The sequence below is a fragment of the Roseateles sp. P5_E11 genome (assembly GCF_054049355.1).
Map to the genome: position 1 here is coordinate 1 of NZ_JBFUMO010000036.1, position 22,809 is coordinate 22,809.

The 22,809-nt window shown below is 66.9% G+C and carries 23 protein-coding genes and 1 pseudogene; 5 read left to right on the forward strand and 19 right to left on the reverse strand.

Annotated elements, in window-relative coordinates; translation table 11 throughout:
- The 12 genes from ACXJKR_RS04940 to recA all read right to left on the reverse strand — a co-directional run.
- Nucleotides 1–278: hypothetical protein (locus ACXJKR_RS04940; RefSeq protein ID WP_457321226.1), on the reverse strand; the 278-nt coding region annotated here is incomplete at its 3' end.
- 120 nt (nt 279–398) lie between these two features.
- A complete protein-coding gene (locus ACXJKR_RS04945) occupies nt 399–851 on the reverse strand; it encodes a pilin (protein WP_457321227.1) in 453 nt (150 codons plus the stop codon).
- 241 nt (nt 852–1,092) lie between these two features.
- The gene (locus ACXJKR_RS04950; protein ID WP_457321229.1) at nt 1,093–1,878 is read right to left on the reverse strand and encodes an MBL fold metallo-hydrolase; all 786 of its coding nucleotides are present in this window, start codon (nt 1,876–1,878) and stop codon (nt 1,093–1,095) included.
- A 165-nt stretch (nt 1,879–2,043) separates the two neighbouring features.
- On the reverse strand, nt 2,044–2,694 hold the full coding sequence (locus ACXJKR_RS04955) for an FHA domain-containing protein (protein ID WP_056191458.1): 651 nt from the start codon (nt 2,692–2,694) through the stop codon (nt 2,044–2,046).
- A gap of 52 nt (nt 2,695–2,746) precedes the next feature.
- The gene (locus ACXJKR_RS04960) at nt 2,747–3,544 is read right to left on the reverse strand and encodes a Stp1/IreP family PP2C-type Ser/Thr phosphatase (RefSeq protein ID WP_056191460.1); all 798 of its coding nucleotides are present in this window, start codon (nt 3,542–3,544) and stop codon (nt 2,747–2,749) included.
- On the reverse strand, nt 3,541–4,680 hold the full coding sequence (locus tag ACXJKR_RS04965; RefSeq protein WP_457321232.1) for a serine/threonine-protein kinase: 1,140 nt from the start codon (nt 4,678–4,680) through the stop codon (nt 3,541–3,543). The genes ACXJKR_RS04960 and ACXJKR_RS04965 overlap by 4 nt, the downstream gene beginning before the upstream one ends.
- A 10-nt stretch (nt 4,681–4,690) precedes the next feature.
- Entirely contained in the window at nt 4,691–5,386 is a 696-nt protein-coding gene (locus ACXJKR_RS04970) for a TerC family protein (protein WP_056191462.1), read from the reverse strand.
- Between the two features lie 129 nt (nt 5,387–5,515).
- Entirely contained in the window at nt 5,516–6,409 is an 894-nt protein-coding gene (gene sucD, locus ACXJKR_RS04975) for a succinate--CoA ligase subunit alpha (protein WP_057297752.1), read from the reverse strand.
- Between the two features lie 21 nt (nt 6,410–6,430).
- A complete protein-coding gene (sucC, locus tag ACXJKR_RS04980; RefSeq protein ID WP_457321234.1) occupies nt 6,431–7,591 on the reverse strand; it encodes an ADP-forming succinate--CoA ligase subunit beta in 1,161 nt (386 codons plus the stop codon).
- Nucleotides 7,592–7,616: 25 nt separating this feature from the next.
- A complete protein-coding gene (locus tag ACXJKR_RS04985; protein ID WP_457321236.1) occupies nt 7,617–8,270 on the reverse strand; it encodes a DUF2889 domain-containing protein in 654 nt (217 codons plus the stop codon).
- A gap of 177 nt (nt 8,271–8,447) precedes the next feature.
- Nucleotides 8,448–8,978: a regulatory protein RecX gene (locus tag ACXJKR_RS04990; RefSeq protein WP_457321238.1), complete on the reverse strand. Its 531-nt coding sequence runs from the start codon at nt 8,976–8,978 to the stop codon at nt 8,448–8,450.
- Nucleotides 8,979–8,999: 21 nt separating this feature from the next.
- Nucleotides 9,000–10,037 carry a recombinase RecA gene (gene recA, locus ACXJKR_RS04995; protein ID WP_056191472.1) on the reverse strand — a complete coding sequence of 346 codons (1,038 nt, stop codon included), beginning with the start codon at nt 10,035–10,037 and terminating at the stop codon, nt 9,000–9,002.
- A 176-nt stretch (nt 10,038–10,213) separates the two neighbouring features.
- Here recA and ACXJKR_RS05000 point away from each other — a divergent pair, with 176 nt between their 5' ends.
- Together ACXJKR_RS05000 and ACXJKR_RS05005 are read left to right on the forward strand one after the other, a co-directional pair.
- The gene (locus ACXJKR_RS05000; RefSeq protein WP_056191475.1) at nt 10,214–10,885 is read left to right on the forward strand and encodes a response regulator; all 672 of its coding nucleotides are present in this window, start codon (nt 10,214–10,216) and stop codon (nt 10,883–10,885) included.
- A 99-nt stretch (nt 10,886–10,984) separates the two neighbouring features.
- Nucleotides 10,985–12,424 (forward strand): sensor histidine kinase, encoded by a 1,440-nt coding sequence (locus ACXJKR_RS05005; protein WP_457321249.1) that lies wholly within the window; start codon nt 10,985–10,987, stop codon nt 12,422–12,424.
- Here the strand turns inward: ACXJKR_RS05005 and rodA are convergent.
- The 5 genes from rodA to ACXJKR_RS05030 form a co-directional block, all read right to left on the reverse strand.
- Nucleotides 12,402–13,556: a rod shape-determining protein RodA gene (gene rodA, locus ACXJKR_RS05010; RefSeq protein ID WP_056191477.1), complete on the reverse strand. Its 1,155-nt coding sequence runs from the start codon at nt 13,554–13,556 to the stop codon at nt 12,402–12,404. The two genes, ACXJKR_RS05005 and rodA, sit on opposite strands and share 23 nt — an antisense overlap.
- On the reverse strand, nt 13,553–15,577 hold the full coding sequence (gene mrdA / locus ACXJKR_RS05015) for a penicillin-binding protein 2 (RefSeq protein ID WP_457321240.1): 2,025 nt from the start codon (nt 15,575–15,577) through the stop codon (nt 13,553–13,555). The genes rodA and mrdA overlap by 4 nt, the downstream gene beginning before the upstream one ends.
- Before the next feature lie 3 nt (nt 15,578–15,580).
- Nucleotides 15,581–16,102, reverse strand: coding sequence for a rod shape-determining protein MreD (gene mreD, locus ACXJKR_RS05020; RefSeq protein WP_056191481.1), 522 nt, complete (start codon nt 16,100–16,102; stop codon nt 15,581–15,583).
- Nucleotides 16,099–17,091, reverse strand: coding sequence for a rod shape-determining protein MreC (gene mreC / locus ACXJKR_RS05025; RefSeq protein ID WP_457321242.1), 993 nt, complete (start codon nt 17,089–17,091; stop codon nt 16,099–16,101). Before mreC ends, mreD begins: the two co-directional genes overlap by 4 nt.
- Nucleotides 17,092–17,248: 157 nt before the next feature.
- Nucleotides 17,249–18,292, reverse strand: coding sequence for a rod shape-determining protein (locus ACXJKR_RS05030; protein WP_056191483.1), 1,044 nt, complete (start codon nt 18,290–18,292; stop codon nt 17,249–17,251).
- Between the two features lie 212 nt (nt 18,293–18,504).
- Between ACXJKR_RS05030 and gatC the strand changes: the two genes are divergently transcribed.
- Genes gatC through gatB form a run of 3 tightly spaced genes read left to right on the forward strand, consistent with a single transcriptional unit; the run spans nt 18,505 to nt 21,739 of the window.
- Nucleotides 18,505–18,804, forward strand: coding sequence for an Asp-tRNA(Asn)/Glu-tRNA(Gln) amidotransferase subunit GatC (gene gatC / locus ACXJKR_RS05035; RefSeq protein WP_056191485.1), 300 nt, complete (start codon nt 18,505–18,507; stop codon nt 18,802–18,804).
- On the forward strand, nt 18,801–20,288 hold the full coding sequence (gene gatA / locus ACXJKR_RS05040; protein ID WP_457321244.1) for an Asp-tRNA(Asn)/Glu-tRNA(Gln) amidotransferase subunit GatA: 1,488 nt from the start codon (nt 18,801–18,803) through the stop codon (nt 20,286–20,288). Before gatC ends, gatA begins: the two co-directional genes overlap by 4 nt.
- Nucleotides 20,289–20,290: 2 nt before the next feature.
- Nucleotides 20,291–21,739 carry an Asp-tRNA(Asn)/Glu-tRNA(Gln) amidotransferase subunit GatB gene (gene gatB / locus ACXJKR_RS05045; protein ID WP_457321246.1) on the forward strand — a complete coding sequence of 483 codons (1,449 nt, stop codon included), beginning with the start codon at nt 20,291–20,293 and terminating at the stop codon, nt 21,737–21,739.
- Between the two features lie 24 nt (nt 21,740–21,763).
- On the opposite strand, the gene ACXJKR_RS05050 is transcribed toward gatB, so the two are convergent.
- Both ACXJKR_RS05050 and ACXJKR_RS05055 read right to left on the reverse strand, forming a co-directional pair.
- Nucleotides 21,764–22,456 carry a hypothetical protein gene (locus ACXJKR_RS05050; RefSeq protein ID WP_457321248.1) on the reverse strand — a complete coding sequence of 231 codons (693 nt, stop codon included), beginning with the start codon at nt 22,454–22,456 and terminating at the stop codon, nt 21,764–21,766.
- Nucleotides 22,456–22,809: pseudogene (locus tag ACXJKR_RS05055) on the reverse strand (orotate phosphoribosyltransferase); the annotation flags it as partial. The pseudogene ACXJKR_RS05055 and the gene ACXJKR_RS05050, both read right to left, overlap by 1 nt.

A 22,809-nucleotide genomic window follows, 5' to 3' on the forward strand; every position in this document is an offset into this window, starting at 1 on the left:
CTGAAGGCCGCCGCCGGCTGATGGGCATGAAGTGCGGATATCAGCATCAGCACCATCAGGCCAGCAACCTTGATAAGGTTCGCGCGCGCCCAACGCGCGCGGCCACCAGCGAGCAGGAAGATCGTTGCGAGCAGGAACAAGGGGACCTGCGCCAGTCGCGCGGCATTGTGCGCAGACACGGTGAATGCCGAATAAAACGGCATCACGAGAATGAACACCAGCAGACCGCCGCCAAACCAAAGCGCCGTCAGCTTGGCGCCCCAATCTCTGTGATGCATGGCAGGACCGTATGGGATGTCTGGGTTTGGACCGACAACAGCGATGGGCAGGTCAATGAATCACCGCTGCAGGAACGCAAAAAAGGGGCACGAGGCCCCTTTTTGTTGAACAACGCTAGATTAAGTGTTGTTCTTTTGGATCGCGGCAACCAGCACCGGAGCGGTCACGGTAGTGGTCGCCTTCCAAACGACGCTGGAGTTACCCAGGTCAGGTGTGAAAGTGATGGTCTTGTCGCCCAGGTCGGTGCCGACCTTGGACGCGGGGTTGAACGTCAACTCGATTACGCCATCGCCCTTAATCGTCAGCGAGGCGACTTCGGCGGTCGCCGTGAACTTGTAGGCGTTCAGAACGCCAGCCGTATTGCACGTCGAGAGGCCACCTTCTTCCTGTGCGCACAGCGCCACGGCCGCTTTGGCAGTGTCGGCCGACGACAGCGCATTGCCGGCCTTGGCCTTGGCGGTGTAGTCCTTGTACTGCGGAATCGCGACCGCAGCCAGGATGCCGATGATGGCCACGACGATCATCAGTTCGATCAGGGTGAAGCCTTGTTGGGCGCGTGCTTTCAGGTTCATGTCAGTACTCCAGCGAGTGTGAGTGGTGGGAGGAGGGCACACCCCCTGAATGCAGGGGCCGTGCCAGCTTTTTCAGGCCCTCAAACTGTGCGAAAGCGCACGGCTGAGGCGGTTGAGCCGCCAGATCTGACAAAAAACGTCACTTCGAGCTGACGCGTTCTGTCATTGCAGCGTGGCGGGCCGAGAAACGTCAGGCGAAAAAATGGCGCCGCAGGGCGCCAGACTCGATCGCAAGGCGGGCTCAAAGTTCCATTTCCTGGCCGGCCTGCAGCGCGCTGATCCGATGGGGACTGTTCAAGGCCTGCACGCCTTGCATGACGGCTTCGACCTCGCCGGGCTTGATGTGGGTGATGCGCACGTCGACGCTGCCGGCCAGATGGGTCAATTCGCGGCCCAGCTCCGCCGGATGAAGATGCTGGCTGACGTGGGCCACCTCGGCCTCGTCGTCGCTGAAGGCCGTCTCGATGACGAGATGGGACAGGCGCAGGTCGGCCAGGCGCCGCCACAGGGCCGGGTTGGGGCCGGTATCGCCGGTGAAAACCCAGTGCGCGTGGCCGCTCGCGGTGCCGGCATCGACGGCGAAACCGACGGCCGGCACGGTGTGGGCGGCGGGCAGCACTTCAATGATGCGGCCGCCCAGGTCGACGCGGTCGCCGATCTGGAAGGGGTGCAGGCTCAGCACCGGCGCCTCGCGGCTGGGCAGGACGGTGAAATCGGGCCAGATCACGCCATTGAAGATGTGCTGGCGCAGGGCGGCCAGCGTCTCGGGCAGGCCGTGGACCTGGATGGGCGGGCGGCCCGCCGCGGCGCGCAGGCGCAGCACCGCATCAGCCAGCAACGGGATGCCGAGCACATGATCCAGATGGGAGTGGCTGAGCAGGATGTGGTCGACGGCGGCCAGGGCATCCAGCGGCAGGTCACCCACGCCGGTGCCGGCGTCGATGAGGACATCGTCGTCCAGCAGGAAGGCAGTGGTCTTGTAGCCGGCGGCAATGGCGCCGGAGCAGCCCAGGACGCGGATGTTCATGCGGTGCGTGGCTCGGAATGGGTGGCTCGCATCAGGCGAGGCCGAGCCAAGAATGTACGCACCCGCCCCGTGGGTCGGACGGTCGGATTACCGAGTTGGGGGTGTCGCTATCGTGAGGAAGTCACAGCAGCCGCGAAGGCCGCGGCCGGCCTGGACTTCGGGCGATCAACCCTGGATGAACTGCATCTGCGTGCCGGCCAGCTCGATCAGGTCGCCGGTGCGCAGTGCAATCGATTCGCCCGTCAGCGGGATGCCGTTGACGCTGGGGCGCTGGTTACCTTCGACGTGGGCGAAGACATAACCGGTGGGGCGCTTGGTGATGGAGGCGACCTGCACGCCGGGCTTGCCCAGCGTGGTGACGACCTTGGTCAGCGCGACCTCGCGGCCGGCGGCGGCGCCGGTCAGCACCTTGATGGAGGCCGGGCCGATGGCGGCCGCACCCAGCGAGCCGAAGTTGGAGCCCAGGCCCAGGCTCGGCGGCGCGCCGGAACCGGGCTTGAGGATCATGGTCTTCTCGTAGTCGCCGCCGTCGTTCAGCAGGAACTTGATCTTGTACTTGCCGATTTCGACCGTGTCGTTGTCGGCCAGCAGCTGCTTCTTGATCGCCTTGCCGTTGATGTACGTGCCGTTGGTGGAATTGAGGTCTTCAATGAAGACGTCGGCGCCGACCATCTGCAGCACGGCGTGTTCGCCGCTGACCGCGAGATTGTCGATGACGATGTCGTTGTAGGGACGTCGACCGAGGGTGGTCTTGTCCTTGGTGATCTGCACCTCCTTGATCACGACGCCGTCGAGCGAAACCACCAGTTTGCCCATTTATGACCTCAAGTTCTGTTGTACGTGCCCTGACTTTGCATGGGGTAGCAAGTCAGTTGCCGCCGCGTCGACCGAAGGGCCACCAGCCCCGTCCTTCGGTACGTTGGCGTCCTTCTGCGCGGGCCAGGATGAGCGCGATGTTATCGCGACCGCCGCTGTCATTGGCTGCGTTGATCAGTGCGCGTGCAGCTTCGGGCAAGGCCGGATTGCCGTTGAGCAGGTTGGCGAGGCTGTCATCGTCGAGCATGTCGGACAGGCCGTCGGAGCACAACAGGTAGGTGTCGCCCGGCTGGACCTCGTGCAGATGCAGCTCCATCAGCACCGTGTCCTCGACGCCAACAGCGCGCGTGACGAGGTTCTTGTTGCTGGAAAACGCGGCTTCTTCGACGGTCAGCAGACCGGCGTCGATCTGCTCCTGCAGCAGCGAGTGGTCGCGCGTGATCTGCGTCAGGCGGCCGGCGCGCAGCCGGTAGGCGCGCGAGTCGCCGACATGGCCGAGCAGCAGGCCTTCGGGGCGGAAGACGCCCAGCACCAGCGTCGTGCCCATGCCGGCATAGCGCGGGTTGGTGTTGGCGGCGTTGAAGATGGCGCGGTTGGCGTTGTCCACGCAGATGTCCATGGCGCGCTTGACCTCGCCGGCCCGGGCCTCGCGGCCGGCGTCCTTGAGCCAGCGGCCCAGCTCGGAACTGACGAAGCTGGTCAGCATCTGGCTGGCCACTTCGCCGGCGTTGTAGCCGCCCATGCCGTCGGCCAGCACGGTCAGGCCTGCGGCCTCGTCCAGGGCGACCGAATCCTCATTGTTGTCGCGCGCACGTCCCACGTCGGTGGCGCTGAAGAACTCCAGGGTCATGAGGCTTGCGGTGGCTCGTGGGGCTCGGCAGAGGAGCAAGGATTCTGCCCTGCTTCCTCAGGCGCCAAGCGCAGTGTTTGTGCGAAGGCCGCATCCTGGGGGGAAGCCGCTGCAGCCGTTTCGGGCGCAGCGGGTTCGGCCTGCAGGCCGAGCACGAGCACGGCTTCGAGATCACGAGCCATCTGCTCGCCGTCGGCGTAGCGCAGCTCGGGGCGCTTCTCCAGCGCGAGGGCCAGCACCAGGGCGAGGGCTTCGGGCAGGCTGGGGCGGTGGATGCGGATATCGGGTGCAGGCTCGGTCGCAATTTGTTGCATCAGCCGCGCCATGGACTCGCTCTGGTGGGGCAGTGCGCCGCTGAGCAATTGGTAGAGCAGCACGCCCAGGGAATAGAGGTCGCTGCGGCCGTCCACCGTCAGGCCGGCAAGTTGCTCCGGAGACATGAAGGACGGCGTGCCCAGCACGAGGCCGGTGCGGGTGCGGCTGCCGTCGCCAACGCGGGCAATGCCGAAGTCCATCAGCTTCAGGCTGCCATTGATGCGGTCCAGCATGACATTGGCGGGCTTGATGTCGCGGTGCACCACGCCTTGGCTGTGGGCATAGGCCAGGGCCCGCGCCAGACGCGCGCCGATCTGCACGACTTCGCGAGCGGGCAGCAGCTGGCCGGCCTTGGTGAAGCTGCTCAGGTCGCGGCCGAGCACGTATTCGAGGGCGATCCAGGCGTCAGCACCGTCCTGGCCGGCATCGACGACCTGCAGGATGTCTGGATGTTCCAGCTGGCCGGCTGCACGCGCCTCGCGCATGAAGCGCTCGCGCACGTCCGCCAGGTCTTCGGCCGAGAATTCGCGGCTCAGCGCGAGGCGCTTGATGGCGACCTGGCGGCCCGTTGAGCGTTGCGTGGCCTTGTAGACCACGGCCATCGCGCCGCGGCCGATCTCGGCACCGAGTTCGAAATCGCGCAGGTCGGGGGGCGGCTGTGCGGCCCTGACCTGCGGCGTGGACGCGCCGGGGCCTTGAGTCTGCTGCACGGTCGGCAGGGCCGACGGATCGCCGTACGGTGAGCCAGCAGGATCGGGCACCCGACCGATGAGGCGCTGCCAAAAGCTGCCTGCCTTGCCGGATTTGCCGCCGCTTGCCATGCGGTCGATCTTAGGCGGCCTCGCGCTTGCTGCGGCGGGCCAGCGCCATGCCAACGACGACGACCAGGACCGCGCAGCTGATGCTGACGGCGTAGTCCAGGCCATGCATATGCGCCTCGAACCACTCGTGCACGGCCGCATCGGTCGTCGCCATCTCGCCGGCGACGAAGCCCAGCAGGGCGGCCCCCAGCGTGATGATGACCGGGAAGCGCTCCATCAGCTTCAACAGCAGCGTGCTGCCGAAGATGATGAGTGGGATGGACAGGCCCAGGCCGATGATGAGCAGCATCAGGCGGGCGCCCTCGGGCGCGCTGTTGGCGGCGGCCGCGACGGCGATGACGTTGTCCAGGCTCATGACGAGGTCGGCGATCAGGATGGTGCGCACGGCCGTCCACAGATTGCCGCTGGCGTGCACGTCGGCGTCGTCTTCGCTGTCGGCCAGCAGCTGGATGCCGATCCACAGCAGCAGCACGGCGCCGATCAGCTTCAGCCAGGGCAGCTGCAGCAACTGCACGGCGAACAGCGTCAGCACGACACGCAGCAGGATGGCAGCGCCGCTGCCGAAGACGATGGCCTTCTTCTGCTGGCTGTGCGGCAGATTGCGCGAGGCCAGCGCAATGACGACGGCGTTGTCGCCGGACAGCAGGATATTGACCCAGATGATCTTCAGCAGCGCGATGAAGAAGGCGGCGTTCAGCAGGTCCATGGCAGGCTCGGTGTTGGTCGCCCGAGTGTCGGTCCGCCCGGGCGGGCTGCGTCTGCGTGCAACTACGCAGGCAGCAAAGGAAAAGGGCCGTTCAGTGAACGGCCCTCGAATTGCTCACGAGGAGCAGGCTCAGAGCAGGGCCTTGAGCAGCTTGGCCATTTCCGACGGGTTGCGCGTGACCGTGAAGCCACACTCTTCCATGATGGCGAGCTTGGCATCGGCCGTGTCGGCGCCGCCGGAGATCAGCGCGCCGGCGTGGCCCATGCGCTTGCCGGGGGGCGCCGTGACGCCGGCGATGAAGCCGACGATGGGCTTCTTCATGTTGGCCTTGCACCAGCGCGCGGCTTCCGCCTCGTCCGGGCCGCCGATCTCGCCGATCATGATGACGGCGTCGGTGTCCGGGTCATCGTTGAAGGCCTTCATCACGTCGATGTGCTTCAGGCCGTTGATCGGGTCGCCGCCGATGCCGACGGCCGACGACTGGCCCAGGCCGATCTCGGTCAGCTGCGCCACGGCTTCATAGGTCAGCGTGCCGGAGCGCGACACGACGCCGATGCGGCCCTTGCGGTGGATGTGGCCCGGCATGATGCCGATCTTGATTTCTTCCGGCGTGATCAGGCCGGGGCAGTTGGGGCCCAGCAGCAGCGTGCGCTTGCCGCCAGCGGCTTCCTTGGCCTTCATCTTGTTGCGCACTTCCAGCATGTCCCGGACCGGGATGCCTTCGGTGATGCAGATCGCCAGGTCCAGGTCGGCTTCGACGGCTTCCCAGATCGCGGCGGCGGCACCGGCGGGCGGCACGTAGATCACCGACACGGTCGCGCCGGTCTGCGAGGCGGCTTCCTTGACGGTCGCGTAGATGGGGATCTCGCTGAACTTCTCGCCAGCCTTCTTCGGATTCACGCCCGCGACGAAGGCGTTCTTGCCGTTGGCATAGGCCTGGCAGCCCAGGGTATGGAACTGGCCGGTCTTGCCGGTGATGCCCTGGGTGATGACCTTGGTGTCTTTGTTGATGTAGATGGACATGTCTGATTCCTCTGGGCGGGCTTAGGCGACTGCGGCGACGATTTTGGTGGCCGCTTCGGCCATCGTGTCGGCCGCGATGATGGGCAGGCCGGATTCGGCCAGCATCTTCTTGCCCAGTTCTTCGTTGGTGCCCTTCATGCGCACGACCAGCGGCACGGACAGGTTCACGGCCTTGCAGGCGGTGATGACGCCTTCGGCGATGGTGTCGCACTTCATGATGCCGCCGAAGATGTTGACCAGGATGCCCTTCACGCTCTTGTTTTTGAGCATGATCTTGAAGGCCTCGGTGACCTTCTCGGCCGTGGCGCCGCCGCCGACGTCCAGGAAGTTGGCCGGCTCGCCGCCAAACAGCTTGATGGTGTCCATGGTGGCCATGGCCAGGCCGGCGCCGTTCACCAGGCAGCCGATGTTGCCGTCCAGGCTGATGTAGGCCAGGTCGAACTTGCTGGCTTCAACTTCAGCGGGATCTTCTTCGTCCAGGTCGCGGTAGGCGACGATCTCAGGGTGGCGGAACAGCGCGTTGGCGTCGAAGTTGAACTTGGCGTCCAGGGCCATCAGGTTGCCCTTGCTGTCGCAATTCAGCGGGTTGATTTCAACCAGCGACGCGTCCGTGTCCATGTAGCACTTGTAGAGCTTGGCAAAGATGTCGACGGCCTGGTCGATGGAGGCGCCAGTCAGGCCGATGGCCGCGGCGATCTTGCGCGATTGCGCTTCGCTCAGGCCCGTCAGCGGGTCGATCATCTCGGTGATGATCTTCTCGGGCGTGGAGTGGGCCACTTCCTCGATGTCCATGCCGCCTTCGCTCGACGCGATGAAGGCGACCTTCTGCGTGCCGCGGTCGGTGACCAGCGAGACGTAGAGCTCCTTCTTGATGTCAGCGCCATCTTCGATGTACAGGCGACGGACCTTCTGGCCTTCAGGGCCGGTCTGGTGCGTGATCAGCTGCATGCCGAGGATCTTCTCGGCCAGCGCCTTGACGTCGTCCTGTGTCTTGGCGACCTTGACGCCGCCACCCTTGCCGCGGCCGCCGGCGTGGATCTGGGCCTTGACCACCCAGACCGGGCCACCCAGCTTCTGGGCGGCCTCGACGGCTTCCTGCACGGTGAAGGCCGGGATGCCGCGCGGCACCGGCACGCCGAACTGGCGCAGGATCTCTTTGCCCTGGTATTCGTGGATTTTCATGGCTGGGTCTCTCGGGTCGGGGAAGTCAGGATTCGGAAGTGGCCGGCTGGGCAGCGGTTTGTTGATGCCAGCGGGGATAGAACTTGGCGACGGTCACGCTGTCGCGGCGCAGGGCGTGGCAGCGGTCGAGCTGGAAGGGCGGGTTGCCGGCGGCATCGCCTTCGCGAGACGGCGACGGGCCGCCCCTAGGCGTCTCAGCCCCCTCGGGGGGCAGCGCCGAAGGCGCGTGGGGGCTCTCACGTGTGTCGATGACGGAGCCAGCCATGGCCTGGATGACGGCCGTCGGCAAGATCTGGCACAGCTCGGTGACGTGGGTGCAGCCGCGCGTGCCGCCGAGGCGTTCACCGACGGCCTGCCGGAAGCCCTTCATCAGGTTCAGGCCGATGAGGCGGGCATAGGCATTGCCATGGTGGTCGCAGGCGCCCGGATACGGCATCCACAGCGTCTCGGAACGGGCTGCGGTGATGGTGAGCGTCGCGTCCACGGTCAGATGCAGGTGCATCTCGTGGATAGGCTGGCCGGCCTTGCGCGGCACGCCCGCCAGTGGCACGTCATGCGTCTTGGTGTCTGTCAGGCTGGCTTCGACGTCGAACAAGCCGTCATCACGCGCGAATACCTGCACATCGAGGGCGCGGCGATGCAGCGGGCGGCGCGGGACGGACGGGTGGGCGACAGGCATGAAACGGGGGAATGGCGAATCACCCCGGCCGATGCCGGGACGGGGTCGGCCCGGTTTTTGCACCGCTCTGCCAGAGGGGCAAAGGGGCTTGTAACCGGGTGAACCCTCGTTTTTGGGGCAGGCGGCAATGTAGCACGGAGGGTGAAAACTCCCCCTGCGCGCTCGGTCAAGCGGCCCTTAGGCCCTCAGCAAGCGGCGCACCACTTCGGGGGCAAAACCGCGTGCCAGCAGGAACCGGCTTTGACGCGCTCGTTCGGCGGCGTCGCGCGAAGGCTCCTCGCCGAAGCGCCTGCGCCAGACTTCACGGGCGCGTTCCATCTCCGTTTCGCGCAGGGTTGCCTGCTGTTCGGCACCCAGCTTGAGCCCGTGCTGGGCCAGTTCCTGCTGGATGCGCTGGGCGCCAAAGCGGTTGGCGCGCAGATGCAGGCGGGACTCGACGAAACGGGTTTCGTCAAGGTAACCGGCGGCCGCGAGGGCGTCGAGCAAGGCATCGACCGCAACCGCAACGTCCTCAGCGCCATCTTCCTCTTCGACAGCCGCCGACGGTTCGCCCTCGCCGGCGGCCTGCGCCGCGGCCAGGCGCGCACGCTGCCGCCGTTGCTGCTCGATCCGCAACAGCTTGCGCCGCAACTCGGCACGGCTGTGCTCGCGCTGGGCCAGCAGGCCGATGGCGCGGGTTTTCAACGACAGCGGCGCCCGGGTCGCCATGGGGGAGGCCCGCCCAGCGGCTTACTCCTCGGCCGCCGTGGTCAGCGGAGCGACCCCCAGGGATTCACGGATCTTGTTCTCGATCTCGCGGGCCACGTCGACGTTCTCGCGCAGGAACTCGCGAGCGTTGTCCTTGCCCTGGCCGATCTTCTCGCCCTGGTAGGCGTACCAGGAGCCGGACTTCTCGACGACCTTGGCGACCACGCCCATGTCGACGATCTCGCCCTCGCGGCTGATGCCCTCGCCATAGAGGATGTCGAACTCGGCAGTCTTGAACGGGGGGCTGACCTTGTTCTTGACGACCTTGACCTTGGTCTCGGAGCCGATGACTTCCTCGCCCTTCTTGATCGAGCCGATGCGGCGGATGTCCAGGCGCACGGAGGCGTAGAACTTCAGCGCATTGCCGCCGGTGGTCGTCTCGGGCGAGCCGAACATGACGCCGATCTTCATGCGGATCTGATTGATGAAGATGACCATGCAGTTGGTCTTCTTGATCGTGGCGGTCAGCTTGCGCAGGGCCTGGCTCATCAGGCGGGCCTGCAGGCCGGGGAGGCTGTCGCCCATCTCGCCTTCGAGTTCGGCCTTGGGCGTCAGCGCCGCGACCGAGTCGATGACGATCAGGTCCACCGAGCCGGAGCGCACCAGCGCATCGACGATCTCGAGGGCCTGTTCGCCGGTGTCGGGCTGGCTGATCAGCAGTTCCTGCAGGTTGACGCCGAGCTTCTGGGCGTACTGGATATCCAGCGCGTGCTCGGCGTCGATGAAGGCGCAAGTGCCGGCGAGCTTTTGCATCTCGGCGATCACCTGCAGCGTCAGCGTCGTCTTGCCGGAGGACTCGGGGCCGTAGATCTCGACGACGCGGCCGCGTGGCAGGCCGCCGACGCCCAGTGCGATGTCCAGGCCCAGGGAGCCGGTGGAGACGACCTGGATGTCTTCGATGACCTCGCCTTCACCGAGCCGCATGATGGAGCCCTTGCCGAACTGCTTTTCGATCTGGGCGAGGGCGGCCTGCAGGGCCTTGGCTTTTTCGGTGTTCAGGGCTTTGACGGGGGCGTCCATGCGAATCTCCGTGGGGAATGGGCTGAATTATGGGGCAAGCTGTGGGTTTGTACAGTGGTTTGTCCCCCGATCCACGGCAGCTAGCGGATCAGGATTGAGGAGCATCCTAGGTGTGGGGTGGCTCATGGCATGAGCCAGCGTGCCACCGCCTAACATCGGCGGCGGAGACAAAACCTATGCGCATCCTGATTGCCGAAGACGACCAAGTGCTGGCCGATGGCTTGCTGCGGGCCTTGCGGGCCTCTGGCTACGCTGTCGACAGGGTCAGTTCTGGCACCGAGGCCGATTCGGCGTTGGCGACGCATGAGTTCGACCTCGTCATCCTCGACCTTGGTCTGCCGCGCCTGCATGGGCTGGAGGTGCTGCGCAAGCTGCGCGCACGCGGTTCCACCATGCCGGTGCTGATCCTGACGGCGGCGGACAGCGTCGAGCAGCGCGTCAAGGGGCTGGACCTGGGCGCCGACGACTACATGGCCAAGCCTTTCTCGCTGCAGGAGCTGGAAGCGCGTGTGCGCGCCCTGACCCGGCGCGGCCTGGGCACCGCCAGCAGCCTCATCAAGCACGGGCCGCTGACCTTCGATGCGACGGGCCGCGTGGCCTACATCAACGAGCAGATGCTGGAGCTGTCAGCCCGCGAGCTGTCGCTGCTGGAGGTGCTGCTGCAGCGCGCCGGGCGGCTGGTCAGCAAGGACCAGCTCGTCGAGCGCCTGTGCGAATGGGGCGAAGAAGTCTCGAACAACGCCATCGAGGTCTACATCCACCGGCTGCGCAAGAAGATCGAGCAGGGGCCGATTCGCATCGCGACGGTGCGCGGCCTCGGCTACTGCTTAGAGAAGATCAACTCCTAAATGCCCAACAAGGACGGCGCCAGCCCCGAACAGGGCACGCTGGTTCGGGCGGGCGCCCCTGCTGCGCAGGGTTCGCTGTTCGGCGAGATCCTCGACTGGATGCTCGCGCCGCTGCTGCTGATCTGGCCGATCAGCGTCGCGCTGACCTGGCTGGTGGCGCAGGGCATTGCCAGCCGGCCCTATGACCGCGAGCTGGGCGAGATGGCGCGCAGCCTCGGGCTGCAGGTGGCGGCCGAGGCGGCGCCTGTCAAGGGCAAGGACCGTTATGCGCTGGCGCCCGAGGCCGCGGCGTTGTTGCGGGCGGRCGCGTCGGACACGGTCTTCTACCAGGTGCTGGGCCTGCGTGGCGAACTGCTCAGTGGCGATGCGACGTTGGCGGTGCCGACCGAGGATGCCCCCGTCGTGCCCTGGGAGCTGCATTTCCGCGACGACGAGGTCGGCACCGACGCCGTGCGCGTGGCCTATCTCTGGGTGGCGCCCGAGGGGCAGGCCGGGTCGGCCAAGACCATGCTGGTGCAGGTCGCCGAGACGCTGGGCAAGCGCGCCCGGCTGACCAACGAGATCATCAAGGGCGTCATCCTGCCGCAGTTCGTCRTCCTGCCGCTGGCGGTGCTGCTGGTCTGGCTGGCGCTGGCGCGTGGCATCTCGCCGCTGAATGAATTGCAGCGGCGCATCCGTTCGCGCGAGAGTTCAGACCTGTCGCCCATTGACGAGCAGCGCGTGCCCGATGAGGTCGCGCCGCTGGTGCAGGCCATCAACGACCTGCTCGCGCGGCTGGACTCATCGATGAGCCGGCAGAAGCACTTCCTGGCCGACGCTGCCCATCAGCTCAAGACGCCGCTGGCTGGCCTGCGTACCCAGGCCGAGTTCATGCAGCGCGAGATCGATGCTGGCCGCTCCAACCCCGATGAATTGAAACGTTCGCTGGCCCAGATTGCCCGCGCCAGCGAGCGAGCGGCCCACATGGTCAACCAGCTGCTGTCCATGGCCCGCGCTGAAGACGCCGAACAGGCCATGCGGCGTGAACCCGTCAGCCTGGCCGAGATCGCCATCGACACGGTGCGCGATTTCGTGCCGCGCGCGCTGGAGCGCCGCATTGACCTGGGCTACGACGGCGTGGTGCCGGATGAAAGCCGGCTGCGTGTGCATGGCCAGCCAGTGTTGATCGGGGAGCTGATCCGCAACCTCGTCGACAACGCGCTGCTCTACACGCCGGCCGGCGGCCTGGTGACGGTGCGCGTGGTGGAGGACCCCTTTGGCCAAGTTGTCGTGCTGCAGGTCGAGGACACCGGGCCGGGCATCGCGCCCGCCGAGCGCGACAAGGTGTTCCAGCCCTTCTACCGCTCGCTCGGCAGCGGTGTGGAAGGCTCGGGCCTGGGGCTGGCCATCGTGCAGGAGATCGTGCAGCACCACGAGGCCGAGCTGACCCTGGATGACGCGCGCGTGCGGCGCGCCGTGGGGGGCGAGACGCCCGACGGCCAGGGGCCGGGGGCGCGGTTCACGATCAGGTTTCCGGCTACGTCTTCACCAGCTTCTTGACGCGGGCGATCGACAGCAGCAGCCCCAGCGACAACCCCAGCGTCACCATCGCCGTACCGCCATAGCTGACGAAGGGCAGGGGCACGCCCACGACCGGCAGGATGCCGCTGACCATGCCCATGTTGACGAAGACATAGGTGAAGAAGGACAGCGTCACCGCGCCGGCCATCAGGCGGGTGAACAGGGTCGGCGCGTCGGAGGCGATCATCAGCCCGCGCAGGATCAGCGCGGTGAAGCCGGCCAGCAGGGCCAGCGCCCCCATCAGTCCAAACTCCTCGCCAAAGGCCGCGAAGATGAAGTCGGTGGTGCGCTCGGGGATGAACTCCAGGTGGGTCTGCGTGCCCTGCATGAAGCCCTTGCCGGTCATGCCGCCGGAGCCGATGGCGATCTCGCCCTGGATGATGTGAAAGCCCTTGCCCAGCGGGTCCTTTGACGGGTCCAGCAGCGTGCAGATGCGGTGTTTCTGGTACTCCTTGAGCACCGGCCATTTCAGGTCGGGCTGGCAGATGGCGTCCTCGCTGAGCACCAGGGCGGTCGCGCCGGCGGCGCCCAGCACCAGGGCCGGCACGATGAGCTTCCACGGCAGGCCGGCGAAGAAGATCACGTAAAGGCCGGCCGCCAGCACCAGGATGCCGGTGCCCAGGTCGGGCTGCTTGGCGATCAGCAAAAAGGGCACGAGCAGCAACGCGAAGGCGGCGATGAAGTCGGGCCAGCGCAGCAGGCCCTCGCGTTTCTGGAACCACCAGGCCAGCATCAGCGGCGTCGCCAGCTTGAGCAGCTCGGACGGCTGGATCTGCGTGACGCCGATGCTGAGCCAGCGCGTGGCCCCCTTCTTCGTGACACCGAACAGGGCAGTCGCGATCAGCAGCATCACGCCGATCGTGTACAGCGGGATGGCCAGGGCCATCAGCTTTTGCGGCGGCACCTGGGCGACGATGAACATCAGCCCCAGTGCCAGCACCATGTTGCGGGCATGGTCGGCAAAGCGCGTGCCGTGGTCGTAGCCGGCCGAGTACATGCACAGCAGGCCCCAGCCGCACATCCACAGCACGGCGAGCAGCAGCGGGATGTCGAAGCCGCTGAGCCAGGGCTTGAGGCGTTGCCACAGGGGCGGGCGTTCGATGACGGTCATCGCGAGGCTCCCGAGGCGGGTGCGGGGGGCGCCGAAGCTGCGGAGGCCGAGACCGAGGGCGCTATCGGCTGCCAGCCGGACAGTGGCACGTCCGCCACCTTGCGTGGTGTGCCGATGGGGGCAAAGGTCTGGCCCAGCTGCGTCTTGGCAATGTCTTCGTCGCTGGGGTACTGGCCCAGCAGCAGATAGTCGAATACGCGGCGCGCAATCGGCGCAGCGGAGGAAGATCCCCAGCCGGCGTTCTCGACGATGACGGCCAGGGCCACCGTCGGGTTGTCCACCGGCGCGAAGGCGACGTAGAGCGAATGGTCGCGCTTGCGCTCGTCCGCCTTGATGCTGCTGTACTTCTCGCCGGCCTTCAAGCCGACGGCCTGAGCCGTGCCGGTCTTGCCGCCGCTCTGGTAGCCCGCGCCCAGGAAAACCTGGCGCGACGTGCCCTCCAGCGTCACGCCGTTCATCGCGTTCTGGATGACGGCGACGTCGGCGGGCTTCAGCGGCAGCGCGGGCAGCGCATCGCTGGCGATGCGGCGCTGCTCGTGCTTCACCACGTCCTCGATCTCGCGCACCAGGCGCGGCTTGTAGCGCTGGCCGCCGGAAGCGATGGTCGAGTAGGCCGTGGCCATCTGCAGCATGGTGAAGCTGTTGTAGCCCTGGCCGATGCCCAGCGAGATGGTCTCGCCGGGGAACCACTTCTGATTCGCCGGGCTCCTGGCGAAGTAGCGGCGCTTCCAGTCCTGAGAGGGCAGGACGCCGGTGACCTCGCCCTGCACGTCGATCTCGGTCTTGCGGCCCAGGCCGAAGGGCTCCAGCTGGTCGTGGATCAGGTCCACGCCCATCTCGTTGGCCAGGCTGTAGAAATAGACGTTGGACGAGCTGACGATGGCCAGGCGCATGTCCTTGGGGCCGGCGCGATCGGTCTCGGGGCTGCCGAAGGTGCGGCCGCCGAAGCTGTAGGTCAGGTTGTCGATGATGACCGTGCTGGGCGAGCGCTTGCCACTGTTCAGCGCCGCCATGGCCATCAGCGGCTTGAACGTCGAACCCGGCGGGTAGGTGCCGCGCAGGGCCCGGTTCAGCAGCGGCTTGTCGATGTCCTCGTTGAGGTCGCGCCAGGAGTCGGCGTCGATGCCGTCGACGAAGAGGTTGGGGTCGAAGGTCGGCTTGGAGACGAAAGCCAGTACCTCGCCGTTGCGCGGATCGATGGCGACCAGCGCGCCGCGGCGCTCGCCGAAGAGCCGCTCCACCAGCGCCTGCAGCTTGATGTCGATGGACAGGTTCAGCGTGTTGCCGGGCGTCGGCGGCTTGTGGGCAAGGCGCCGCACGGCGCGGCCGCCTGCGCTCGTCTCCACCTGCTCGAAACCGGTCGCGCCGTGCAGCTCCTTCTCATAGGCCTGTTCCAGGCCCAGCTTGCCGATGTACTCGGTGCCGCGGTAGTTGGCGAGGTCTTCTTCTTCCCAATCGTCCATGGCCTTCTTCTCGGCCTGGTTGATGCGGCCGATATAGCCGATCAGGTGGGCGCCAACCTCGCCCAGGGGATAGGAGCGGAACAGCCGCGCCTTGATCTCCACGCCGGGAAAGCGAAAGCGTTGGGCCGTGAAGCGGGCGACCTCTTCGTCCGTCAGCTTGGTGCGGATGGGCAGCGAGTCGGTGTGCTTGGTTTCTTCCAGCAGGCGCTTGAAGCGGCGCTTGTCGCGGGCCTGGACCTCGATGACCTGACCCAGGGCCTCGATGGTGGCGTCCAGATCGACGACCTTCTCGGGGTTGATTTCCAGCGTGTAGGCCGAGTAGTTGCTCGCCAGCACGACGCCGTTGCGGTCCTTGATCAGGCCGCGGTTGGGCACGATGGGCACGACGGCGATACGGTTGGACTCGGCGCGCTCGGCGAAGCTGTCGTACTGCACCACCTGCAACCACAGCAGGCGCGCGACCAGCAGGCCGAAGCAGAACAGCACGAAGGCGCCCGCGGCCAGCACGCGCAGCCGAAAGCGCGACAGCTCCTGGTGGAGGTTCTTGAGGACGACCACGGCTCAGAGTGGCCGGTGGGCGTCGCGGTCGGGCGCACGGCGCTGCGGTGCCAGCAGCAGGAAGCTGGCCACGGGCCACAGCGCCGCCTCGAAGACCGGCGCCAGCAGCACGCCCCAGCCTGGCCACATGCCACCGATGATCATCCGCACGATCAAGGCCAGCGCATGGGCGCCGAAGAACAGCGGCAGCACCTGCACGGCCTGGGCGCCCAGCGGGAACCAGGTCAGGCGGCGGTGCAGCGTGATGGCGCCGAAGCTCAGGCCGCTGTAGGCCAGCGCATGCTGCCCGAGCAGGGCGCCGTCGTGCACGTCCATGGCCAGGCCGAAGATGAAGGCCCACAACACGCCGACGCGCCGGGGCTGGTGCACGCCCCAGAACACGAGCACGACGGCCAGCACGTCAGGCGAGGCCGCCAGCCGGCCGGCCGGCACCATGTCGATCATCAGCGCGACGATCAGCGTGAAGCCGATGAACCAGGGGTTGGCCGGCAGCAGCAGCTGGTCGGCGGCGCGCGGCATGATCATTGGGAGGCTCCCGAAGCCTTGGCGGCGGCTCTTTCAGCACGCTCGGCCTTCTTGGCGGCGCGCACGGCGGCCTTGGTGGCCGCGGCGGAGGCGGCTTCATCGGCGGCGGCCGCTTCCGCTTCCTTCTTGGCAGGCAGATGACGGTCCTGCGGCAGCAAGATGAGGACGTGGCGGGCGCTGTCGGGCTGGGCAATGGGTGCCAGCAGCACCTGGGCGAAGCTGGAATCGCCGCGCCGCTCGACGACGCTGACCTTGGCGACCGGCAGGCCCGGCGGGTAGACGCCGTCCAGGCCGGAGGTCGTCATCAGGTCGCCGACCTTGATATCGGCATTCGCGGCGAGGAAACGCAATTCCATGCCCGATCCGTCAGCGCGGCCGGCGGCGGCATTGCGCATCTGCGTGCGGGCGTTCAACAGCGGGATGGCTGCCTCCTTGTCGGTCAGCAGCGTGACCTCGGCCGACAGCGGGTAGACGCGCGTTACCTGCCCCAGCACGCCGGCCTCATTGATGACCGGCGAACCAGCCACCACGCCCAGCGTGGCACCCCGGTCGATGACGACACGGCGCGAAAAGGGGTCGGGTGCTTCGAACAGCACCTCGGCAGGCATCGAGGGCGCAATCAGCGAGGGCTTGAGGCCCAGCAGCTTGCGCAGATGGTCGTTCTCGGCCTCCAGCGCCTGGGCGCGCGACAGGCGCTCGGCCTGGGCGCTGAGCTGCCGCCTGGCCTGGTCCTCGGCCTCCATGGCGCGCTTGGTGCCGCGCAGGTAGTCGCCAGCCGTCTCCCAGGCGTCCACCGGCGTCAGCAGCAGGCGCTGCACCGGGTGCAGCACCAGCGCATAGGCGCCGCGCACCGGCTGCATGAGCTTGAAACGCGCGTCCGCCACCATCAGCAGCAGCGCGAGCGCCGAACACAGCGCGAGCTTGGTCAGCGCCGACGGACCCTGGCGGAAGAACGGCGGGGGGGTGCGGTCTAGTGTGCCGAGGGGCATGGCGCCGCGAGGTCAGGCCGACAGTGGCGGTTGCGACGATAAACGCAACGACCGAGGCACAGGGGCACAGAGGAAATGCGGAGCCGGTCTGTTCTCCGTGCCTCTGTGCCTCTGTGCCTCTGTGGTTGCATTGCTTCAGCGTGGGAAGAAGGCCGGTTCACTCCGACGTGAAGATCGAGCCCAGGCGCTCCATGCGCTCCAGGGCCATGCCGCAACCGCGCACGACGCAGGTCAGCGGGTCTTCGGCCACCAGCACCGGCAGGCCGGTTTCCTCGCCCAGCAGGCGGTCCAGGTCGCGCAGCAGTGCGCCGCCGCCGGTCAGCATCATGCCGCGTTCGGCGATGTCGGCGCCCAGCTCGGGCGGCGTCTGCTCCAGCGCGTTCTTCACGGCGGAAACGATCTGGTTCAGCGGATCGGTCAGGGCTTCCAGGATCTCGTTGGAGGAGATCGTGAAGCTGCGCGGCACGCCTTCGGAGAGATTGCGGCCCTTGACCTCCATCTCCTTGACCTCGGAGCCGGGGAAGGCGCTGCCGATATTCTTCTTGATCGCCTCGGCCGTGGGCTCGCCGATCAACATGCCGTAATTGCGGCGGATGTAGTTGATGATGGCCTCGTCGAACTTGTCGCCGCCGACACGCACGCTGCCTTTGTAGACCATGCCGCCCAGCGAGATGACACCGACCTCCGTGGTGCCGCCGCCGATGTCGACGACCATCGAGCCCGAGGCCTCGGCCACCGGCAGCCCGGCGCCGATCGCCGCAGCCATCGGTTCCTCGATCAGGTAGACCTCGCTGGCGCCGGCGCCCAGGGCGCTCTCGCGAATCGCGCGGCGCTCCACCTGGGTGGAACCGCAGGGCACGCAGATGATGATCCTCGGGCTCGGCTTGAAGGTCTTCGAGTCGTGGACCATCTTGATGAACTGCTTGAGCATCTGCTCGGTCACCGTGAAGTCGGCGATGACGCCGTCCTTCATCGGCCGGATGGCCTCGATGTTGCCGGGCACCTTGCCCAGCATGGCCTTGGCCTCGCGGCCAACGGCTTGGATGGTTTTCTTGCCGTTGGGGCCGCCTTCGTGGCGGATGGAAACGACCGAGGGCTCGTCGAGGACGATGCCCTTGCCACGCACGTAGATCAGGGTGTTGGCGGTGCCGAGGTCGATGGCGAGGTCGGTCGAGAAATAGCGGCGCAGGGAGGCGAACATGGGTGGGCGCGGAAGGAGCCTCGCCGGCGGGGCGCGGCTCTGAAAATGGGGGGTGCTTAAAGCAGCAAGGCCGCCCGGACCGCGACGAAATCTGTCGCTGAGAGGGCAGCCCCGAAGGCCATGAAGATGGACGGCGATAATAACCGAACCCCTTCGTTTTGAGCCCGCCAATACTGGGTTTCTGGCTCAATCCTTACTTCTGAAAACGACTCATGAGCCTCACTCCCGATGACGTGAGCCGCATCGCCAATTTGGCCCGGCTGGAACTGCAACCGGCTGAATCTGCGGCGCTGCTGGGCAACCTGAACGACTTCTTCAAGATCGTGGACCAGATGAGTGCGGTGGATACCGCCGGCGTCGAGCCGCTGTACACGCCGCTGTCGGCCATCCAGCAGGTGCAGTTGCGCCTGCGTGACGACGCCGTCACCGAGACCAACCAGCGCGAGCTGAACCAGCGCAGCGCCCCGGCCGTCGAGGACGGCCTCTTCCTCGTTCCCAAGGTCATCGAATGAAGCCCGTTCACGACATGGGCGTGGCCGAGCTGGCTGCCGCCCTGAAAAGCCGTGCCCTGTCCAGCCGCGAGGCGACGCAAAGCCTGCTGGAGCGCATTGCCGCCCACGCCAGCCTGGGCGCCTTCCTGCATGTGGACGCCGACGGCGCGCTGGCCCGTGCGGCTGCCGCTGACGCGGTGCTGGCGTCCGGCAATGCCGCTGCGCTGACCGGCGTGCCGATTGCGCACAAGGACATCTACGTCACGGCCGACATGCCGACGACGRCCGGCTCCAAGATCCTGGCCGGCTACCGCAGCCCGTTTGACGCGACCGTTGTCGCCAAGCTGAACGCGGCCGGCACGGTTTCATTAGGCAAGCTGAACTGCGACGAGTTCGCGATGGGTTCGGCCAACGAGAACAGCGCCTACGGTCCGGCGCACAACCCCTGGGATGTCAGTCGCGTGCCCGGCGGCTCGTCCGGCGGCTCGGCCGTCGCCGTGGCCGCCCGCCTCGTGCCCGGCACGACCGGCACCGACACCGGCGGCTCCATCCGCCAGCCGGCCAGCTTCACGGGCATCACCGGCATCAAGCCGACGTATGGCGTGTGCAGCCGCTACGGCATGATCGCCTTCGCCTCCAGCCTGGACCAGGCCGGCCCCATGGCCCGCTCGGCGCAGGACTGCGCGCTGCTGCTGTCGGCCATGAGCGGCTTCGACGAGCGAGACGCGACCAGCGTGCAGCAACCGCCGCAGGACTTTCATGCGCAGATGCTGGCGGCCCGCGAGGGCGCTTCTGCCGGCAAACCACTGAAGGGCCTGCGCATTGGCCTGCCCAAGGAGTTCTTCCCGGCGGGCCTGTCGGCGGACGTGAACGCCGCAGTGCGCGCGGGTCTGGCCGAGCTGGAAAAGCTGGGCGCCACGCTGGTGGACGTCAGCCTGCCGCGCACCGAACTGGCCATTCCCGTCTACTACATCATTGCGCCGGCCGAGGCGAGTTCCAACCTGAGTCGCTTCGATGGCGTCAAATTCGGCCATCGTGCGGCCAAGTACGACGATCTGCTCGATATGTACAAGAAGACGCGCGCCGAGGGTTTCGGCCCAGAGGTCAAGCGCCGCATCATGATTGGCAGCTACGTGCTGTCACACGGCTACTACGACGCCTACTACCTGCAGGCTCAGAAGCTGCGCCGCATGATCGCTGACGACTTCCAGCAGTGCTTCGCCCAGTGCGACGTCATCGCCGGCCCGGTGGCGCCCACCGTCGCCTGGAAGCATGGCGAGGGCAAGGACAACCCGACCCAGGCCTACCTCGCCGACATCTTCACGCTGCCCGGCTCGCTTGCTGGCCTGCCCGGCATGAGCGTGCCGGTGGGCTTGGGCGACGGCGGCATGCCCGTCGGCCTGCAGTTGATCGGTAACTACTTCAAGGAAGGGCAATTGCTGCACGCCGCTCATGCCCTCCAGCAGGCCACCGACTGGCATCTGGCCGCGCCCGCAGGATTCTGAATATGCCAACTTCCAAGCTCATCCGCGGTTATGAGGTCGTCATCGGCCTCGAAAACCACGTCCAGCTCTCCACGCAGAGCAAGATCTTCAGCGGCAGCTCGACCGCCTTCGGCGCCGCGCCCAACACGCAAGCCTCGCCGGTGGACCTGGCCCTGCCCGGCACGCTGCCGGTGCTGAACCGTGCCGCCGTCGAACGCGCCATCCGCTTCGGCCTGGCGGTCGGCGCCAAGGTGGCGCCGCTGTCCATCTTCGCGCGCAAGAACTACTTCTACCCGGACCTGCCCAAGGGCTACCAGATCAGCCAGTTCGAGATCCCGGTGGTGCAGGGTGGCTCGGTCGAATTCTTCGTCGGCGACGTCAAGCACAAGGTCAACCTGACCCGCGCCCACCTCGAAGAAGACGCGGGCAAGAGCCTGCATGAGGACTATCACGGCCAGTCCGGCATCGACCTGAACCGCGCCGGCACGCCGCTGCTGGAGATCGTCTCCGAGCCCGACATGCGCTCGGGTGCGGAGGCGGTCGAGTACGCCAAGACGCTGCATGCGCTGGTGATGTGGCTGGGCATCTGCGACGGCAACATGCAGGAAGGGTCCTTCCGCTGCGACRTCAACGTGTCGGTGCGCAAACCCGGCGAGCCCTACGGCACGCGCCGCGAGATCAAAAACCTCAACAGCTTCCGCTTCCTCGTCGACGCGGTGAACTACGAGGTCAACTGGCAGATCGACGAGCTGGAGGACGGCCGCCGAATCAGCCAAGCGACGATCCTTTACAACCCGGACACGGGTGAGACCCGCGCGATGCGCAGCAAGGAAGACTCGGCGGACTACCGCTACTTCCCCGACCCCGACCTGCCGCCGCTGGTCATTGCGCCGGAGTGGGTGGAGCGTGTGAAGGGTGAGATGCCCGAGCTGCCGCGCGTGATGGCGGCGCGCTTCGAGAGCGTCGATGGCCTGCCCGCCTATGACGCGACGATGATGACGCAGAGCCTGGCGACGGCGCGCTACTACGAGGCCGCGAAGGCCGCGGGTGCGGTTCCGAAGCTGGTTGCAAACTGGGTTATGGGCGAGGTGTCGCGCCGGCTGAATTCGGAAGACCGCGAGATTGATGCCGCGCCAGTCGGCCCGGAGTTGCTGGCCAAGTTGATCGTGCGCATTACCGACGGCACGATCTCCAACAACTCTGCCAAGCAAGTTTTCGAAGCCTTGTGGAGCGGCGAGGGCAAGGATGTCGATGCAGTCATCGACGCCAAGGACCTCAGGACGTCGAATGACACCGGCGCCATCGAGGCCATCCTCGACGAGGTGCTGGCCGCCAACCAGAAGTCGGTCGACGAGTTTCGGGCCGGCAAGGACAAGGCTTTCAACGCGCTGGTCGGCCAGGCGATGAAGGCGACCAAGGGCAAGGCCAACCCCGCCCTGGTCAATGAACTGCTGAAGAAGAAGCTCGGTTAGCCCAGGGTTTGCCCGAAGCTGAACTCAGCGCTTGGGCGTCGGCGGCGGTGCCGTCGGCGGCAGCTCGCCAAGCGGTGGCAGCGAGCCCGGCGTGGCGCCGGCCCAGAGTTTCTTCAGCCGGGCGAGCTCGGCGTCGAAGGTCTTGTTGATGCGCACGAGTTCGGCCTTCTGGTTCTCGATGAGAACCTGCTGGGCCTCGATGCTCGCGTCATTGGCGTCCAGCATCTGCTTGAGCTTGGCCGGCAGTGGGCGGCCCTTGTAGAACTCGGCCTCGTCGAGCAGGGGCTTGCGCTCGATGTTCAGGTCCTTGATGCGGCGCTCGGACATGCGCATGGCCTTGTTGGAGTCGTCCAGCGCGGCGTTGCGGGCGCGCTGGTGGGCGGCCTCGGTGGGATAGCGCAGCATCAGCGTGCGGTCGCGGCGGATGGCGYCCAACTGGGCAATGCGTTCCGCCGCGGCGCGGCGGTCCGCGGCCTCCTTGGCGGTGCGCTCCTCGGGGCTGAGGAAGGGCGGCAGCGTCGCGCGCTGCGAGCCGTCGGGGTTGAGCACGCGCTGTTCGCGCGTCGTGCACTCGGGGATGGGGCGGTCGCCGGTCAGCTTGCGGCCATCGGCCGTCGTGCAGGTGTAGATGCCCTTGGCGGGCGTGACGTCTTGCGCCAGCGCGGTGCTGGCGACGAACAGGCCGGCAAGAACGGGCAGGGCGGGCAGGACGCGCATCAGACCCCGTAACGCTCTCGGTAGGCCAGCACGGCCGGGCGGTGGGCGGCCAGCTCCGGCGCGCCTTCAAGAAAGGCCAGCAGGTCGGCAAGACCCGCCACGGCGACGACCGGCAGGCCGTAGCGCTGCTGAACCTGTTGCACGGCAGACTGCGGGCTGTCGACGCCGCCTTCGGCCGCCTTCTCCTGGCGGTCCAGCGCGATGCTCACACCACAGGGTGTGGCACCGGCGGCCTCGATCATCTGGATGGATTCGCGCACCGAGGTGCCGGCGGAGATGACGTCGTCGATGATCAGCACGCGGCCCTGGACCGGCGCGCCGACGAGGGTGCCACCCTCGCCATGGTCCTTGGC